Consider the following 18,304-nt stretch of genomic DNA (forward strand, 5'->3'; position numbering starts at 1 on the left):
CGGTATCGCCGTTTTTCAGATACCTGCTATCTGCGCTGTATAATAGGTATTGTCAATGCCTATTATGGGATTGCATGTCGCACCCCCATTGATCCGGCTGTTAGCCGGATCTCCTTGCAAAGGATTCTGCATAGGCCGCGCTGCGCAACGAAAACACCTGATCCTGCGGCGCCGCGACACCCTGAGGCATCTGCGCCGGGTCAAACACCTTTTTCACACTGTCTGCCCGGTCATCCGGCAGCTCAATCTGCAGCGTCCCAAGCTCGATCTCTGAATGCACACCCTCCCAGGGCACAGTCGGATCACCTAGCTCGTCAGCATCATTCGCCAGAACCAAACACACCGACCAACGCGCCGGCGCATCGCTCAACTTACCCAGGAACCTGTCGAACAAGAACGTATCAGGAAGCTCGTTCATCTCCTGCTCGGTCAACCCAATGCGCCCGGCCTCGGGCTTCAGCATAAGTCTCGCCGCAACCGGCTGGCCGTCTATGTCGATGCGATATGCGTGTCCTGAATGATACTCCTCGTTCGAATAGCAGCGGCAGGGCGCAGTCGACTTCAGGTACGCCTGATGAGGTACGGTATTTGGGTTTGCCTCATTGAACGCCTGCACAAGTTTCGGATCAGGGGCACCTGTTGACGGGTCCGGGATCCGCGCCGCCAAAAACGCACGAAACTGATCGGCAGAGTTGGCAAAGAACACCGGATTGGAAATCAGCGCCATAGCCCAGCGTTCGTCACCTTGCCCAATTTCCAACCCGATACCACGGACGGTCGGGCTTTTGTCGCTGATACCGGGCTTACCGCCCCCAACAGAGAACCGCGCGAGGACGGTTTGGCCCTGCTCCAGAAGCGGAACCTGTACGCCTGAGCGCTGTGTCAGCGGAATGAACCGCCCCCTGGCTGAAAACCCTTTTGCATGGGAAGCGCGATAGCCTTCGTGACGGCCAAATGTGCCATTCAAAGCATCAATCAATTTTGCTGGCTGAGTCATTGCTGTCTCTCTAAACGTTTGTTTTTCAGGCGACCCCGGCCAAGCGGGCTTCCTTCCGCAGCGCGCACGCATGTCGGGTATCTGTGGAAGCCCGCCCGGCGAGTGGGTTCGCCTAACCTGTTATTCTTGTTCTGAAAGCCGCTTTCCAACACCGTGCGCATAAATCAACGAACGCGCCTCCAGCATCGGATCATTTGACGGGGCGAAACCCTCACTCAGAACCAGCGGGTCAAAGTTGATCTCATCACACTGGCCATCCGACTCGGACATAGCGGCCTCGGCAGTGAAGCGGGCGGCAACGATCTCCGTGTGCTCTCCGGTCCACTGGATCGACGGATCATCAATCGCATCGCCGGGATTGGCCAACGTGATCACCATGTCCCAGGACACGCCACCATTGGCAATATTGGCTTGCATGTTTTCAAGAAAGAAATCCGGGTGGGTATCCACTACGATCCCCTCCTCCCCCGATGGGCGAAAGTCAAAACGTATTGGCGTTTCGTCACCGGCCTCATTTACCAAATGGAACGAGTTCACGCTAAAATACTTCGTGCCCTCATACGGGCGCAGGGTTTTGTCCAAAGCGCCATGATAGGCACTGTATTTTTTCAACGAAGGATTGGCCGCAGCAAAGGCTTTTGTCGCCTCGCCACCTTCAGCCTTAGCACGCAACAGCCCGATAAACGCATCGGCTGTGGGTACGGGAAAGAAATGTTCGGTGTTCATGGCGATCACATGCAGATCGTCATCTGGCGTCTCGATCTGCATCGACAAGCCCAACAGGCCGTATTTGTCGTCTGCAGGATTGGCTTTGCCACCTTTGTGCGACACTCGCGCGATGACCGAAGAAGTTTCAGAGAACAAAGGGCTGTTCGAGTACTCTTTGATCGCCGCATCCACCGGCGTTAGCGCACCCTCAACACAGAATCCTTTGGTGTGATTCCGACGCTTGCCTTCGGTCACACCGAATAGCTGCTCAAACGCCGCAAAACCGTTTTCAAAGTCGAAATCGCCATCGGCGGCAGCTGGCAACGCCGCAACCGACACGCACAAGGCCATTATGGTGGGTTTCATCATCTTCTCCTCGCAAATCGCTTACACTAGCTCTCTAATATTTAGGTTACTAATTATTTGCAAGTAATATTTCCTTATGCTACATAAGGTGCACAACAAAATGTGAAGGTCAGCGCTTTGACGATACCAGAAGAGAATACAGAAGACACCGAGGTTCGGTTGGACAACCAGCTTTGCTTTGCGGTCTATGCTGCGTCGCATAAGATTGAGAGCTTTTATCAGACGCTTCTCAAGGCTCAGGGCCTGACCTATACGCAGTACCTGGTATTGATGGCTTTGTCCGAGCAGGATGGCGTTTCCATCTCAAGCCTGGCCAAACGGCTGGACGTTACCGGCGCAACGATGACGCCCCTCCTCCGGCGATTGGAAGACAAAGGCCTGTTACGGCGGGAAACTCAGGCGGGCAATGAACGGCAGAAAATCGTCACCCTGACAGACGCAGGGCGCAGTATCTGGATCAAGAGCTGCGGAGTATCTTCTGAAGTGTTCTCCAAGATCGGGCTGACCCAACACGAAGCGGATGACATCATCCGGATCTCGAAAAAGATTGCCGGGCGGTAGGTTTCACCCCGACCAAAGCACGCCATTCGGCACGACCTTTCAAATCCGCAGAGCAAGTGCACCGACGCCGCGCTTGCGACCCCGCCTAAAATGTTTCGCTATCTTTGACCGATTGCATTGAGACATGGGTCGACGTACTGGCGACGTTTGGCAGGGAAGAAATGGCCTTTCCCAGTACTTCACGAAATGTCCGCATGTTCGATGTTCGGATCTTGATCAAGTAGTCGAACGCCCCCGCAATCATATGGCACTGCTCAACCTCTGGCACCTTGCGCACCGCAGTATTGAACGCGGACAAAGCGGGCTCGGTGGTGTCGGACAGCTTGATCTCGACAAAGGCAACTTGCTCCAGGTCCAGCTTCGCCGGATTGATGACGGCCTGAAATCCCAGGATGACCCTCTCCTCCTGCAAACGCTTCAGCCTGATTTGGCATGGGGTTTTTGACAAACCAACCCGCATCGACAATTCCGTAACAGGTATTCTGCCTTCCTGTGAGAGAATCGAAATGATCGCACGATCATATCGATCTAATTGCCTAGCATTACCTAAATACCCCACTATTTCACCTATCAGATTCCAGAACTTTGGTTCTTTTATCTAATTAAACCCGCTTATTTAGGCAACAAGATTTCCCCGACTCTGCTAACATGCGCGGCAAGCTGCAAAGAGCAGAGATTTAAGGAGGGCTGCTATGTCAGAGCTAACAAAAATCAGGAACCGAATTCGCCAGAACCACTTACGTGACGAATCCGAGATCCTGAGGGAACTCATCCAAACGGCTGAGCTGACAGCGTCTGATCGTGCAGCTGCGCGGAACCGTGCAATAGCTCTGGTGAAATCAATCCGGGAAGATGACAAGCCCGGCTTGATGGAGATCTTCCTGGCCGAATACGGTCTGTCCACCAGCGAAGGTGTCGCCCTGATGTGTCTGGCCGAGGCGCTGTTACGTGTGCCGGATGCAGATACGATCGACGCCCTGATCGAAGACAAGATTGCACCTTCGGCCTGGGGCCAGCACCTTGGCAATTCTTCATCCTCACTGGTCAACGCATCGACATGGGCCTTGATGCTGACCGGAAAGGTCCTTCAGGAAGGCAGCGGCCTTGTTGCGACCCTGAAGGGCGCCGTCAAACGCTTGGGTGAGCCTGTCATTCGTGCCGCCGTCGGGCGTGCGATGAAGGAAATGGGCGCGCAGTTCGTTCTGGGCCAAACCATCGAAGAGGCGGTCAAGCGCGGCAAGAAGAAAGAAGCGCAAGGCTACACCTATTCTTACGACATGCTGGGTGAGGCAGCACTTACGGCAGCAGATGCAAAGGGGTTCTTCGTCGCCTATCAGGATGCCATCTCAGCTTTGGCACAGGAATGCCGGTCCAAGGATATTCGTGAAAACCCGGGCATCTCAATCAAGCTGTCCGCGCTACACCCCCGCTATGAAGTCGGTCAGAAAGACCGGGTCATGGCCGAGCTGGTGCCGCTGACACTGAAACTTGCTCAGCAAGCGAAAGACGCAGGCATGGGCCTGAATATCGACGCGGAAGAGGCTGACAGGCTCGACCTGTCGCTTGACGTGATCGAAGCCGTCCTACGCGATCCATCGCTGGCGGGCTGGGATGGCTTTGGCGTCGTGGTTCAGGCCTACGGAAAGCGTGCTGCACATGTTCTGGACTGGCTGCACGCGCTGGCCACTGAACTTGATCGCAAAATCATGGTGCGTCTGGTCAAAGGCGCCTATTGGGACACGGAAATCAAGCGGGCACAGGTCGAAGGGCTTGGCGGGTTCCCCCTGTTCACGCGGAAAGCAGCAACCGACGTATCCTATATCTGCTGCGCCAGAAAACTGCTGGAGATGACGGATCGCATCTATCCGCAGTTTGCCACCCACAATGCGCATACTGTCGCAGCCATTCTGGAAATGGCGGATGACACGCGTGCGTTTGAATTCCAGCGCCTGCACGGCATGGGAGATTCGCTGCACGATCTGGTGCTGGAAGGCGAAGGAACCCGTTGCCGGATCTATGCCCCGGTTGGCGCGCATCGCGATCTTCTGGCCTATCTGGTCCGCAGGCTGCTGGAAAACGGCGCGAACTCTTCCTTCGTGAACCAGATTGTCGATGAGGCTGTTCCAGCCGAAGCCATCGCCACCGATCCGTTCGAAACAATCGCCACCCCGGACCGCAATACATCTGTCTTGATGCCGGATGCTCTGTACGGGACCGAACGCCCGAACTCGCGCGGATGGGATCTGCATGACACAACCGATCTGGCAGAGATTGAACAGGCCCGCACCCCGTTCCTAGACACCGTCTGGAATGTCGGCCCGATCATCGAAGGTGAAGTCGTCGGTGATCGTGTTCTTGACGTGATCAACCCCGCGGATCACGCGGATAAGCTGGGAACCGCAAAGCAGGCCGCTGCAGAAGATATGGAAACGGCGCTGAGCGCGGCAAAAGCCTGGAGCGCGGATGCCCAAACGCGGGCGGGCGTTCTGAACAAGACTGCGGATCTATACGAAGAACACTTCGGTGAGATTTTCGCGGCCCTGACGCGGGAAGCCGGCAAAACCCCGATGGATGCCATTGCTGAGCTGCGCGAAGCCGTTGATTTCTTGCGCTACTACGCAGCGCGCGCGCTGGAGCTGAACCGCCCGGCGCGGGGTGTGATCGCCTGTATTTCGCCCTGGAACTTCCCTCTGGCGATTTTCTCGGGCCAGATTGCGGCGGCACTTGCGGCAGGCAATGGCGTGATTGCAAAACCTGCTGAACCGACGGCGATCATCGCCTCAATCGGCGTGCGTTTGATGCATCAGGCAGGTGTGCCTATCAGCAGCCTGCAACTGATCCCGGGCCGTGGTTCCGTTGTCGGCGCCAAGATGACGTCTGACCCCCGCGTCAACGGCGTTTGCTTCACCGGCTCGACATTTACGGCCCAGACCATCAATCGCGCGATGAGCCAGGACATCGAACCCGGCGCACCACTGATCGCGGAAACTGGCGGGTTGAACGCGATGATCGTTGACTCCACCGCGCTTCCTGAACAGGCCATCAAGGACATTGTCGCATCTGCGTTTCAATCCGCAGGTCAGCGCTGCTCGGCCCTACGCATACTCTACGTTCAAGAAGATGTCGCCGATACGGTTCAGGAAATGCTCTATGGCGCGATGGACGAGTTGGTCATCGGCAACCCATGGGACATGCGCACGGATGTCGGCCCGGTCATCGAGGGTGGTGCGCAGAAAGAAATTCTGGACTATATTGAGGTTGCACGCAGTCAAGGCCGTGTCCTGAAACAGCTTGCTGTGCCCGACACAGGCACATTCGTGCCGCCCACCGTGCTGCGTGTTTCGGGTATCGGCGACATGGAGAAAGAGGTCTTTGGCCCGGTCATGCATATCGCGACCTTCAAAGCCTCCGAACTGGATCAGGTTGTCGATGCGATCAATAAAACCGGGTTCGGTCTGACCTTTGGTATGCATTCGCGGATTGATGACCGGATTCAGCAGGTCACTTCACGGGTAAACGCAGGCAACATGTATATCAACCGCAACCAGATTGGTGCGATCGTTGGATCACAGCCGTTCGGGGGTGAGGGTCTTTCGGGAACCGGGCCAAAAGCGGGCGGCCCGTCTTATGTAAAACGCTTTACCCAAGGGGCCTCCAGCCAGCTTCCGGCCGAAACCGGAACCACCGCTTCGCTGGGTGATGTTCAAAAGACGGTTGACGCAACAGCGGCACCTGAACGGCTGGCGCTCAGCACCTCTGAGCTGCCGGGCCCGACCGGGGAATCCAATGTCCTGTCGACCTATGGTCGTGGTAAGGTTCTGTGCCTGGGTCCCAATCTTGCCGCCGCGCAACAGCAGGCGTCGATTGTACGCGCGCATGGCTGCGTTCCAATCACTGTCGCGCCTGGGGCACAAGGCGCCGGAGCGATAGATGGCGTTCTGGACCCGGCTTCTCTGACCGCACTCAGTGGTTTTGACCTTGTTGTTTACTGGGGGTCAGAGGCTGAACAGCGCGCCATCAGGAAAGCGCTGGCAGATCGTGACGGCGCCCTTATCCCGTTGGCCACCGAAAACGATTTCGGCGAACGCTGCGTGATGGAACGCCACGTCTGTGTCGACACCACTGCCGCAGGCGGCAACGCCAGCCTTTTGGCCGAGGCAAGCTGATGCGGAAACAGATGCCAGAGAAGCAGGGGCAAGGCCCCTCCTCTCCGGCGGTAATCGCTGCGATGCCCGATACAACTGTTGGGCATTGCGAGCTTTGGATCACAAAGCAAAAAGGGTTCTAACTGGCCTGCCTGAAAGGGTCATGCGGCCGGATATCGTGCTGCCATGGTCGCCACATCCTCTCCCCAAGTGGACGAATTTCAGGCCAGTTAAACTGCGAAAGCGCTAGTTCCACACTCCCTCCCTAGCGCCTTCGCATTTCAGTTTACCGACGATGAAGCCGCCAAAGACGGCTCTGCCTGACGACCGACACATCGCAGAGGCGACCCGGAGCAGGGTCGAAGCCTGCGGCTTTATAGTGGAAGTTGATCAATCAGCTTTCGCAGATGGGCCTCACACATAAGTAGATCGTCAAGCGCCACACTTTCCCCAGGCTGATGCGCTTGCGACAGCGATCCGGGGCCGCAGACAATGGTCTCAATACCGCAAGCGGCATAGTAACCGGCCTCGGTGACCCCGTCCCACGCGCCATGTTGGCTGTGGCCCAACACATGGTGAAGCGCGTCAAGGAACCGACCTTCTGGTTGGGCCAGAAAGGCCGGGACATTTGACAGGATCCGGGTTTCGACACGCCCATCAGGTTGCTTGATCTTCAACGACGGCAGCAGTATCCCGCCTATGAAATGTTGTAGATTGTTCCAGAATTCATCTGCGGAATCCTCCGGCAGATGTCTGAACTCAAACTCCATGCGACAGGTTTCGGCGATCATGTTCCGGGCAACTCCGCCTTCGATCTTACCCACCTGTATGGTCGAACGCGGTGTCTGATAGCTTTCGGTGCTCGGCATCTGAGCGTAGCGCCGGTCCTGCTCCAGCAGATATTGAACCAGATCCGAAGAATAGTGGATGGCGTTGGAAGCAACCGCCGCATATGCCGCATGCCCATGAGAGCCATAGATCGTTGATTGCAGCCCTCTGATCCCTTTATGCGCCAGGATCGGGATCATATCAGTAGGCTCGCCCAGCAAGCACATGCAGCCGGGAGGCAAGGAATCTTTTAGATAGCCTTGGGCGTCTCGAGCACCGAAACACCCGGTTTCTTCATCATAGGTTAGAAATACATGGATGGGGTACTCAGGCCATTTGCCGCTCAGTGAGGTCACAACGGACAGTACCGTTGCAACATATCCCTTCATATCCACAACACCTCGGGCGACAAGACGCCCGTCTCTTTGGTTCAATCGGAAAGGGTCCGTTTCCCAGTTCTGGCCTTTGACGGGCACAACATCCGTATGCCCGGCAAAAACTATCCCGGGCCGGGTCTGGTCGCCCAGCACCGCATGCAGATTGGCCTTCGCACCCGTTTCGTCCGGCAGGATTTGGACTGAGAAGCCCGCATCAGACAAAATATCGCGGCAATAGGTTATCAAATCCAGATTGCTTTGGTCACTGATTGTCTGGAAGCCGCAAAGCTTGTCCAATATTTCCAAAAGACGTGTTGGTTCAGCCATTCTGATCGCTTTGTTTGAAGACGGGTGCATCCTCAACAGGTTTTGGCGAGAATGCAGCTTTAAACGCTATTGCGCCAGTTCCCGCGACCGGGACACGGCCGCGGCGACACCATCGCCCACAACCACGTTCAGATTGTCATGGGTCGCAAAAGCCCCCAACGCGGCTGCCGTTGTGCCACCCTTGGATGTCACGCTTTCGCGCAGGCTTGCCGGGTCTCTGTTGGCCTTGAGCAGCTCGGCAGCACCGATCAGGGTGTCAATCGAAAGGTCCATGGACAAATCCGGGTCCAGTCCCGCCTGTTCTCCGGCCAGTGCAAGTGCTTCGACAAATGCAAAGAAATAGGCCGGACCGGACCCTGAAACCGCAGTGGTCATGTGAATCTGATCTTCGTCTTCCACCCAACGAACCGGACCAGAACCCGATATCAAAGCTTCGAATTGCGCCTTGCGGGAAGGTTCGGACAAGTAGGCCACATTCACCGACTGCCCGACTGCAGCGGCCGTGTTCGGCATGCAGCGGGCAACGACACAGGGCTTCCCAGCACCGTTTGCAATGCGGCTGCTGGCGACACCCGCCATGATGGAAATCACCAACCCACCTTCGCACAGCGCAACCGCCCAACTTGAACCAAGCGTTTCGTAGATCTGAGGTTTCACGGCCAGAACAACAGTATCGAATTTCTTGTCTTGCGGGATGTCTTCGATCCGGTGGTACAAACCGTTCAGGCCAAGTTCGACGGCCACATCGGCGTCCAGAAACGGGTCAACGACCGAAACCTTACCCATGTCGCCACCACTGCTGCGGAACCCGCGCAGAATGGCAAGCCCCATGTTCCCGCCACCTATGAACAATGTTGAGTTTACATCTTGTGACATCACGAACGCCTTTTTGATGGTTTGATTTAGTCTGCTCGACAGGACGCCGTGATCCTGCCTCTGGGGAGTTTGCCTGAATAAACGTCGATCCACCCCCCGAATTCAACGCGAGGTGGGTAATTCTGTTACCAGCCCTCTTCGCTGGCCAGACTGCGCGCACCTTTGACCGAGACGCGTTTTTCCATGTAGCTGATCCCTCGCAAAATCGGGAAACAGTAGATGAAGTACAGCGTCGCGCACAGGAACAGGATCCACATGATATGCGTCGGGTGTCTGTGAATTGCGTCTTCGCCCTGTCGCATCAGTTCAACAACACCGATCACAGACAGAATGGATGTACCTTTGATCACCAGCACATAGACGCCAGCCAGTGGAGGCAATGTCAGTTTCCAGGCTTGTGGAAGAATGACATTTACCAGTCTCTGCCGCATCGTCATTCCAACAGCCGCCGCGCCTTCCCACTGCCCTTTTGGAACCGCCTCCAGCGAACCCCGAACAATCTCGGCCGTGTAAGAGGAGGTGTAGATGGTCAGTGCAATCACAGCCGCCATGAAATTCGAAAAGTCGAAAATGGACCAACCGCTTGTCGGCAGCACATAGTAGACGATGTAAATCTGAACAAGGAACGGGGTTGCGCGAACCAGGTGGACATAAAGACCAACCAGATTGTTTGCATATCTCGGTCCAACCGTTCGGATGAGACCAAGGAATAGCCCGACAACGCTGCCCAGGAAAATCGCGACGAACGAAATCAGTATCGTGTTCAGAAAGCCTTCGAGCAGGAACGGCATTGTTTGAATTGTAATTTCAAGCATATTTGCCTCCTATCGCTGACGCCAAGAGTTGCCAGCCAGTCGTTTTTTGGCGACGGATGAAAGAAACAGCATCATGACGTAGATCAGTATGTATCCGAACGCTGCGGTCATGAATGCTTCGACGGGCATGACACGGTCTGACAGGATGATCAGGCCAGCACCAAGCAGTTCGAACACGGCGATGAAGCTTAGGATGGAGCTGTCTTTGATCAGGACAGCAGTTTGGCCCAGAAGTGCTGGAATGACGTTTGCAAAAGCCTGCGGGTAGATGATGTTGATCATCGCCTGGCGTTCTGTCATGCCCACGGCTTTGGCCCCTTCGAACTGGCCCCGATCGACCGATTCAATGCCGCTTCGAATGATCTCGCTCATATAGGCTGCGGTGTGCACAGTCAGGGCAAAGATGCCGCAAGCCAGAGCAGGAACAGGAATGTTCAGAACCGGTATCTGCGACAGGCCGTAGTAGACCAGATAAAGCTGCACAAGAAGCGGTGTACTGCGGATCGCTTCGACATATGCAATGACCGGAACAGAAATCCACCGCTTTTTGGATCTGCGGGCCACCGTAATCAGCGTACCCAGGATCAGAGCCAGCACAAGACACACACAGGATATCCAAAGTGTTGCCCATAGCCCCTCTGCAAAAACGGGAAGGTATTTCGATACGACCCGATAATTATAGATTTCAATAAGGCTCATGTTCGCCTCCCTTGCGATCAGGTCGGATGAGTGGCCGGATGCACCGGCCACTCGTTGCCCGTAAAGGCCATTTACTTGTGGTCAGCTTCCCACGCGTCGGTCAGAACCCAATAGTCCAGCATACGTTCGATGGTGCGGTCAGCATGTTTGATGCGGAACCAGTTGTTCAGCCAGGACTGCAAATGCGTGTCGGTGGGGCGCACCGGGAAGCTCAGAGGGGACTGAACGATAACACCATCGGTGACGCGCACGCCTTCGAATTCACGGGTGAACTGGGTTGCGATCTCGCGCGAGGTCACGCCTGCATCGACGCGGCCAACAGACAGGGCCTGTGCAACAGCCGGGCTACCGCCGGACAGTTCTACAACTTGGGCATTCGGGATGTTCTCGCGTACAAAGCGCACATGCGAGCTTGCCTGAGGAACGCCGATCTTCACGCCCTCTTTGTTCAGGTCCGACCACGCGGCGGCGTCCGAGTTTCCGCCAACATAGGCAACAACTTCGCTGTAGTAGAACGGCTCAGTAAAGTTCAGCTGCAATGCGCGCTGGGGTGTCGGCGTCATGTCGGCCGCGATGAAATCGACCTTCTCGGCCAACAGCGCCGGGATCAGACCCTTCCACTCGTAGTCGTGGAATTCGATTTCAACGCCCATATCCTGGGCAATCATCTTCACGATCTCGACAGCAAAACCTGTGCGTTCGCCGTATACATCGACAAAGCTGAACGGAGGGCCCTGGGTCTGAACAGCAACGTTCAGCGCGCCCCGGTTTACGATATCGGAAACGGTATCAGCGTTTGCTTCCGAAAAAGTGGTGGTGTGTGCAACCACAAAAGTTGCCGCCCCCGCCAAAAGTGACTTGAAGAAGTTCATCACGTATCCTCCCTTGGGTTGAGTGATGGTTGGTTTAGAGAACCTTGTCCAAAAACTGACGTGCTCGGTCGGTTTTCGGGTTTTCGAAGAATGCTGCGGGCTCACCGCTTTCGACCAGTTCGCCACCGTCCATGAAGATCACGCGGTCGCAGACTTCGCGCGCAAAATTCATTTCATGTGTCACGAGGCACATGGTCATTCCGTCTGCCGCAAGACGTTTCATAAGGTCGAGCACTTCGCCGACCATTTCGGGGTCGAGAGCCGAGGTTGCTTCGTCGAAAAGCATCAGTTTCGGCTTCATCGCCAAAGCGCGTGCAATGGCAATTCGTTGCTGCTGACCGCCCGACAATTGCGATGGGTAGTTGTTGGCCAGATGGTCCAGACCCAGCTGCCTCAGCAGGTCCAATGCGACCTCTTCGGCCTGCGCTTTGGACAGCTTACGCACCAAAATCTGCGGCAGCGTGATGTTTTCCAACGAGGTCTTGTGCTGGAACAGGTTAAAGTGCTGAAACACCATCCCGACATCTGCCCGCAACGCGTTCATATCGGTCTTGCGATCGGCCAGGTCGATGCCATCAATGATGATGTGGCCTGATGTGAGGGGGTCTAGACCATTCAGGGCCCGCAACAGCGTACTCTTGCCCGACCCACTCGGGCCGATAATGGCAACGACCTCACCGCGATCCACATGCGTGGAAACGGATTTCAGAGCGTTTATTGTGCGGCCATCAGCTGTGTGAAACACCTTTGAAAGCTCGTCAATGCGGACGAGCGGTGCCTCAGCTGAAACTGTATCAAGCGCCATCTTACGAAACCTCCTCTTTCGCGGCACCCAAATGCTGCTTCAGACCGCGGATCAGCGCGTCGGCAGCTGTTGGGTTTACATCGATGTGGGTGACAATTCGGATGCGACGCTCGCCAAAAGCGCCGACCAGGATATCTTGCTTCTTCAGTCGTTCGACCAGTTCCGCCGCAGTCGGTGCCTCATCGGTCATATCGAAGATGACGATATTGGTATCAACCGGCAGCACCGCTTTGACGAACGGCAATTGATCAATTTCATGCCCAAGGCGTTCGGCCAATGAATGATCATCGCACAGGCGTTGCACATGATTATCCAGTGCATACAGGCACATCGAAGCGACAATGCCCGACTGACGCATTGCGCCACCGATTTGCTGCTTTAAACGCCATGCCTGAGCAATGAATTCTTTAGAACCGGCAAGCACGGCCCCGACAGGCGCGCCCAAACCTTTTGTGAAGTCGATCCAGACCGTGTCATATTCCTGAGCGTACCGCGCAGGGGCGATACCGGTTTTCAGCGCCGCGTTCATCAACCGGGCGCCATCCATATGGGTGGCAAGATCGGCGGCCTTCGCTGTGCGCGCCACGTCGTCCAGCTGTTCGACAGGCCAGATTGCACCACCGCCCATATTCGCGGTCTGCTCAACACACAGCAGCGCACTTTTTGGCATGTAACGGGAATTGGGGCGCAGACACTCTTTCACCTGATCCGCTGTGAAAGTGCCGCGCTGGCCATGGATCGCACGGATCATGACGCTGCTGATTGCAGCAGGGCCGCCGGTTTCAAAGTTGATAATATGGCAGGACTGTTCGCAAATGATCTCGTCACCCGGGTTCGTGTGAACCTTGATGGCGATCTCGTTGCACATTGTGCCCGAAGGCAGGAAAACAGCAGCTTCTTTACCAAGCAGTTCGGCCACGCGTGCGCACAGTTCGCTGGTGGTGGGGTCTTCGTCTTTTTGTTCGTCACCCACGACACAGTCCAATACGGCTTTTCTCATCTCCACCGTGGGCTTGGTTTTTGTGTCAGCGTAGAAGTCGTACATCGTGTTCTGTCTCCTGTGCGAAAGACGAAGAATTCGGCAGGTGACAGCGCCACTTACCCTCCTCTCGACCAACGCAAAACATCATTGGATCGTTGCTTTCGGATAGTTTGAGCACGGCGGCAGCCAAAAGGATAATACAAGATCAAGACTTCAGTATTCACTTTTGATATGCTTTGAGAGACGTCGAAATCTGAAGCCTTTGGGCAAACGAGGATGGAAAATGCAGCTCAACTCAAGACTTCTGGAATGCTTCCACGCAACAATCGCAGTGGGCACGGTGACCGGTGCCGCAGATATCCTGAATACGTCTCAGCCAGCGGTAAGTCGGTCGCTCAAACAGCTGGAAGATGCCGTGCGAATGAAACTGTTCATTCGGTCCGGCAATCGGGTGGTTCCGACACGCGAAGCAATGCTGCTATACGAGGAAGTCGATAAATCCTTTCGAAGTATCAGACGCATTGGCCGGGCTGCCGAAGAGATCCGGAACCTGCAACAAGGCAACATCCATATTGCCTGCGCACCCGCATATTCTCAGGGATTCCTCGTGTCTGCGGTCAAGGCGTTCCACAAGAATCGACCGCGTGTACAGATCGTCGTCTCGACCAGGCAAACCTCCACCATTTCTGAAATGGTTACCTCCCAACAATGCGATATCGGGCTGGCGGCCTATGCAGTCGAACCGGACGGAACCGCCTTTCAACAATTCACCGACGCGCCGGAAATATGCATCCTTCCCGAGGATCATGAACTGAGCGCAAAAGACGAAATCACGCCCAAAGATATCGACGGCCAGAACTTTGTGGGCCTTGGCCAGAACGACCCTTACAGCCAAAGGGTAAACCAACTGCTCGAGGACCAATCGGTCGCGCCAAACACCGTCGTCGAGGTGCACAATTCGATCATGGCCGCCGAAGCAGTGGCGCAAGGTGTTGGGCTGACGATTATTAATCCGTTCTCGGCACTCAGCTTCAAACATCGCAATGTTGTTTTTCGACGATTCTCCGTCAACCTGCCGTTTAAAAGCACGTTGCTACGGTCAAAGTTTCAACCCGAAAGCTCGTTGATCTCGGCGTTTGAAACCTGCCTGTCCGAGACGCGGGACAGCTACTTGGAAGAGCTGGAATGGCTGACCCGTTCATAGATATGGTTGCAGACTGTTGGCCCGGAACTCTGGATAATCCGCCTTGGCGAATCAGATACGTCGGTGTCGCAGAATCCAATCCCTGACCCTTTTTGCATCATCCGAAAGCGCCCTGTTCTTGGACCAGACAAGATAGAACCCTTTTCCAGTCTCCCATTGCCAATCGCTTCTGGCCGCTAAAAGGCCCTGATCCACCAACCTGTCCGCCAGGTGTTTCCAACCAAAGGCAAAGCCTTCGCCCGCCATCGCTGCCTGCAAAACAAGAGCATAGTCATTCAGCCTTAACCCTGTGTTCGGCACTGCATTCCTGATCGAGAAATTCGCGAACCAATCTGCCCAGCTTGGCCGTGGGCGGATGGGCTCCTCAAGATGGATCAGTCTTTGGCTCAACAGATTAGGCAGGCTGCGCAGATCGACCGCAGCCGCCATGACCCGCGGCGCAGCAACAGGATAAATTGCTTCCTCCGCGATCAATGCGCTCTCGCAACCCGCCCAGGCCCCATCCCCCTGACGGATCGCAAGGCTGATGTTTTCGGCATCTATGTCCGGCTCTCGATCACTGGACTGCAGGCGCAGGTCAATCGTCGGGTGTTGCATCTGCAAATCCGCAAGGCGGGGCATAATCCAGTAGTTATTGAACGCGGTCGACGCGCTGAGCGTCACATATCCGGCTTTCTTGATCTGCTGAATCGAAGCAACCGACAGGGCCAGTTGATCAAACACACGCGTGACATCAGCCAGCAACCGCTCGCCCGCGCTGGTCAGGACGACCTTGCGATGGCTGCGAGTGAACAGAGCAGTGCCCAACCCCTCTTCCAGATGGCGGATCGCAACACTGACGGCGGGCTGCTGCACGTTCAGTTCCTGCGCCGCTTGCGTAAAGGATTGCAATCGAGCCGCGGCTTCAAAAACCACCAGATGGCGCGGTGATCCTAAATGTTTCCAGAGTTCTTGCATAAATGTAGATTATGCAAAGGATTACTTTTTTCAAGCGTCACAGCGCAAGCCTCAACATCTACTATCGGCCAAAATTATGGAGTGCTCACAATGGCGCGGCGTGCTCGTCCCTCCCGTTCTCGTGGATCTGACGCGGGTTCAGTACCTGATTCCCCTTATGTTCAGCGTCAGCTGCCCTATTTCGATCCCCTGACGGAAGAGGGGTTAGAGCGACTTGAGGCGCAGGTTGACTGGATCTTTGAAGAGGTCGGCATAGCCTTTCGGGATGACCCCGACGCGCTTGACCTATGGCGCAAGGAAGGCGCGCGGATCGACGGCGACATCGTGCGTGCAGATGCCCGGTGGATTCGCAACCTGTGCGCAAAGGCCCCGAAAAGCTTTCAGCAAGTTGCCCGAAACTCAAAACGCTCGGTTATCATCGGGGAGGGAAACCAGGTGTTCGCCCCCGTATATGGTGCCCCCTTCGTCCGCGACCTTGAGGGGGGTCGCCGCTACGGCGATATGGATGCGTTCAAGAAGCTTGTGAAGCTGACCTATATGCATCCAAACCTGCACCACGGCGGCTTTGTCACCTGCGAACCTTGTGACGTCCCGGTCAGCAAGCGCCACTTGGATATGATGTTTGCCCATATGACGCTCAGCGATAAACCCCATCTTGGCGCGATCACCGAGATGAGCCGCGCGCAGGACAGTGTCGAAATGGCCGAGATCGTCTTTGGCGCCGATTTCATGGAAGACAACTGTGTCATCATGGGCAATGTAAACACGAACTCGCCACTACTGGTGGATCGGGTCGTCACGGAATCGGCGCGCGTGTATTCGTCGCGCGGACAAGGTCTGATCGTTGTCCCATTTATCCTGTCGGGCGCAATGGGGCCGGTCAGCACTGCGGCCAGTGTGGCGCAAGCCATGGCCGAGGCGATGATGGTCTGTGCCTATGTCCAACTGCTGCGCCCTGGTGCGCCGTTTGTGCTGGGGAACTTCCTGTCGTCAATGTCACTGAAATCCGGCGCGCCGACCTTTGGCATGCCCGAACCTGTCATTTCGAACTATGCTATTGGCCAGCTGGCCCGCCGTGCCGGTTTGCCCTTGCGCTGCGGTGGTTCACTGACGGCATCCAAGATCGAAGACGCGCAAGCTGCCTATGAATCTGCTGATTCGATGCATTCGACCATGCTGGCGGGTGCGAACTTCGTCCTGCATTCGGCAGGCTGGCTCGAAGGTGGTTTGTGCACCGGGTTTGAAAAGCTGATCATGGATGCGGATCGTTTGGGCTCATACCAGAAGGTGCTCAGCCAGGGGCTCGATATCAGCGAGGATGCCTTTGCCCGCGACGCCTATGACGAGGTCGAGGCCGGGGGCCACTTTCTGGGCTGTGCCCACACGATGCGGAACTATCAGACAGCATTTTATGAGCCAAAGCTCAGCGACAGTGAAAATGTCGAAAGCTGGGAAGAAGGCGGCTCCAAAGACATGCGCCGCCGCGCTTATGAGCGTTGGAACCAGTTGCTGAACGACTATCAGCCGCCCGCGATGGATGAAGCCAAGAAAGAAGAGCTGGCCGCCTATGTAGCCCGCCGCAAAGAGGAAATCCCGGATGCCTGGTATTAGGATTACCGGCCTTCGGGCGACCCCGGTCAATATCCCGCTGGAGAAGCCTATGTGGTGGACCGGCGGGCACTATCCGGGCACCTCGAAGACCATTATCGAGGTTGAGACGGATCAGGGCCTTGTCGGATTGGGCGAGGCTCCATCGGTCGATGTGGTCAATACAATCCGCGCCATGGGCGAACACCTGATCGGCGCAGACCCCCTGGATATCGCAGGCTGCGAAAGCCTATGCGTGCCGCCCTGGCAGATCGTGCAGAACACCGATGACAGTTCGGTTGTCAAAGCCTTTGGCGCGATCGAGATCGCCCTGTGGGATCTGCGCGGCAAGGTGGCAGGTGAACCTTTGTACCGTCTTTTCGGCGGGGCCGTGCGTCAGGAAATTCCCTTCACCGAATACTTCGGGTTTCGCGCTGGCGGTGAGATGAGTCCCGAGGCCGTGGCAGACTATTGCATCCGCATGCGCGAAGAACATGGCAGCACCCTGTTTGAAGGCAAGTTGATCCTTGGCAATCCGGAACTGGAGATCGATACGGTCAAAGCCCTGCGCGAAGGTTTGGGTCGTGAGGCAACTATCCGGCTGGACAGCAACATGCAGTGGAGCCTGCCCACTGCCATGCGCGTCTTTCGCGAGATTGAGCCTTACAATATCCGCAACTACGAAGACCCGGTTGCCACGTTTGAAGAGATGGCGGAACTGCGTCGTCACTTCACCATCCCCATCTCAACCCATGTGCCGGATATCCGCAAGGCCGTCGCCCTTGGCGCGCCCGACTACATTGTGACCAATTTCGCCGTGCTGGGTGGGATTTCCCGCGCGATGCGCTTCATCGGGGCATGTGAGGCAATGGGTGTAGGTTTCTGGTGCTATTCAGGCGATGCCGGGATCGCCACCGCCGGTTATCTGCACATGTCAGCCGCAATGCCCTGGGTTTCAGAACCCTCGCAATCGCTGTTTCGCTGGCAGATCGGCGATGTGATCGAAGGCGGGCCGTTCCGTCAGAAAAACAACGTGATCGCGGTACCCGAAGGTCCCGGCCTTGGGGTGACGCTGGACCGCGATGCTCTTGCCCATTGGCACGAACATCTGGTCGAGAACGGACCGCTTGACCATTTCCATGACCCCGCACTGCCCGGCCGTTTCCGCCGGTTGCCCCTGAACTAAGAAGGACTGATC

The 18,304-nt window shown here is 56.0% G+C and carries 16 protein-coding genes; 5 read left to right on the top strand and 11 right to left on the bottom strand.

The window, feature by feature from the left end:
- Window positions 1–100 precede the first annotated feature (100 nt).
- Entirely contained in the window at window positions 101–997 is an 897-nt protein-coding gene (locus AC2FFE_RS06040) for a catalase (protein WP_496846145.1), read from the bottom strand.
- Between the two features lie 120 nt (window positions 998–1,117).
- On the bottom strand, window positions 1,118–2,071 hold the full coding sequence (locus AC2FFE_RS06045) for a catalase (protein WP_496846146.1): 954 nt from the start codon (window positions 2,069–2,071) through the stop codon (window positions 1,118–1,120).
- A 117-nt stretch (window positions 2,072–2,188) separates the two neighbouring features.
- Here AC2FFE_RS06045 and AC2FFE_RS06050 point away from each other — a divergent pair, with 117 nt between their 5' ends.
- Complete coding sequence (locus tag AC2FFE_RS06050; RefSeq protein WP_496817850.1) at window positions 2,189–2,632, top strand: MarR family winged helix-turn-helix transcriptional regulator; 444 nt, start codon at window positions 2,189–2,191, stop codon at window positions 2,630–2,632.
- 85 nt (window positions 2,633–2,717) lie between these two features.
- Here the strand turns inward: AC2FFE_RS06050 and AC2FFE_RS06055 are convergent, their stop codons facing one another.
- Window positions 2,718–3,191, bottom strand: coding sequence for an Lrp/AsnC family transcriptional regulator (locus tag AC2FFE_RS06055; RefSeq protein ID WP_496817849.1), 474 nt, complete (start codon window positions 3,189–3,191; stop codon window positions 2,718–2,720).
- A gap of 133 nt (window positions 3,192–3,324) precedes the next feature.
- Between AC2FFE_RS06055 and putA the strand changes: the two genes are divergently transcribed.
- A complete protein-coding gene (gene putA, locus AC2FFE_RS06060; RefSeq protein ID WP_496846147.1) occupies window positions 3,325–6,798 on the top strand; it encodes a bifunctional proline dehydrogenase/L-glutamate gamma-semialdehyde dehydrogenase PutA in 3,474 nt (1,157 codons plus the stop codon).
- A gap of 353 nt (window positions 6,799–7,151) precedes the next feature.
- Here putA and argE read toward each other — a convergent pair whose 3' ends face one another.
- The 7 genes from argE to AC2FFE_RS06095 form a co-directional block, all read right to left on the bottom strand.
- Window positions 7,152–8,309 carry an acetylornithine deacetylase gene (gene argE / locus AC2FFE_RS06065; protein ID WP_496846148.1) on the bottom strand — a complete coding sequence of 386 codons (1,158 nt, stop codon included), beginning with the start codon at window positions 8,307–8,309 and terminating at the stop codon, window positions 7,152–7,154.
- Window positions 8,310–8,375: 66 nt separating this feature from the next.
- Window positions 8,376–9,185, bottom strand: a complete 810-nt coding sequence (gene proC, locus AC2FFE_RS06070; RefSeq protein WP_496846149.1) for a pyrroline-5-carboxylate reductase — start codon at window positions 9,183–9,185, stop codon at window positions 8,376–8,378.
- Between the two features lie 125 nt (window positions 9,186–9,310).
- Window positions 9,311–10,000, bottom strand: a complete 690-nt coding sequence (locus AC2FFE_RS06075; RefSeq protein ID WP_496846150.1) for an amino acid ABC transporter permease — start codon at window positions 9,998–10,000, stop codon at window positions 9,311–9,313.
- A gap of 9 nt (window positions 10,001–10,009) precedes the next feature.
- Entirely contained in the window at window positions 10,010–10,699 is a 690-nt protein-coding gene (locus tag AC2FFE_RS06080) for an amino acid ABC transporter permease (RefSeq protein ID WP_496846151.1), read from the bottom strand.
- A 71-nt stretch (window positions 10,700–10,770) separates the two neighbouring features.
- Entirely contained in the window at window positions 10,771–11,571 is an 801-nt protein-coding gene (locus tag AC2FFE_RS06085; protein ID WP_496846152.1) for an ABC transporter substrate-binding protein, read from the bottom strand.
- 34 nt (window positions 11,572–11,605) lie between these two features.
- Window positions 11,606–12,376 (bottom strand): amino acid ABC transporter ATP-binding protein, encoded by a 771-nt coding sequence (locus tag AC2FFE_RS06090; protein WP_496846153.1) that lies wholly within the window; start codon window positions 12,374–12,376, stop codon window positions 11,606–11,608.
- 1 nt (window position 12,377) lies between these two features.
- Window positions 12,378–13,421 carry a threonine aldolase family protein gene (locus AC2FFE_RS06095; protein ID WP_496846154.1) on the bottom strand — a complete coding sequence of 348 codons (1,044 nt, stop codon included), beginning with the start codon at window positions 13,419–13,421 and terminating at the stop codon, window positions 12,378–12,380.
- A gap of 220 nt (window positions 13,422–13,641) precedes the next feature.
- Between AC2FFE_RS06095 and AC2FFE_RS06100 the strand changes: the two genes are divergently transcribed.
- Window positions 13,642–14,562 (top strand): LysR substrate-binding domain-containing protein, encoded by a 921-nt coding sequence (locus tag AC2FFE_RS06100; RefSeq protein WP_496846155.1) that lies wholly within the window; start codon window positions 13,642–13,644, stop codon window positions 14,560–14,562.
- Window positions 14,563–14,613: 51 nt separating this feature from the next.
- Here AC2FFE_RS06100 and AC2FFE_RS06105 read toward each other — a convergent pair whose 3' ends face one another.
- Complete coding sequence (locus tag AC2FFE_RS06105; protein ID WP_496846156.1) at window positions 14,614–15,477, bottom strand: LysR substrate-binding domain-containing protein; 864 nt, start codon at window positions 15,475–15,477, stop codon at window positions 14,614–14,616.
- 132 nt (window positions 15,478–15,609) lie between these two features.
- On the opposite strand from AC2FFE_RS06105, the gene AC2FFE_RS06110 reads away from it, so the two are divergent.
- The gene (locus tag AC2FFE_RS06110) at window positions 15,610–17,130 is read left to right on the top strand and encodes a trimethylamine methyltransferase family protein (RefSeq protein WP_496846157.1); all 1,521 of its coding nucleotides are present in this window, start codon (window positions 15,610–15,612) and stop codon (window positions 17,128–17,130) included.
- Complete coding sequence (locus AC2FFE_RS06115) at window positions 17,117–18,292, top strand: mandelate racemase/muconate lactonizing enzyme family protein (protein ID WP_496846158.1); 1,176 nt, start codon at window positions 17,117–17,119, stop codon at window positions 18,290–18,292. Before AC2FFE_RS06110 ends, AC2FFE_RS06115 begins: the two co-directional genes overlap by 14 nt.
- The last annotated feature ends 12 nt before the right edge of the window (window positions 18,293–18,304 follow it).

It is taken from the genome of Ruegeria sp. YTSA168, from assembly GCF_059610045.1.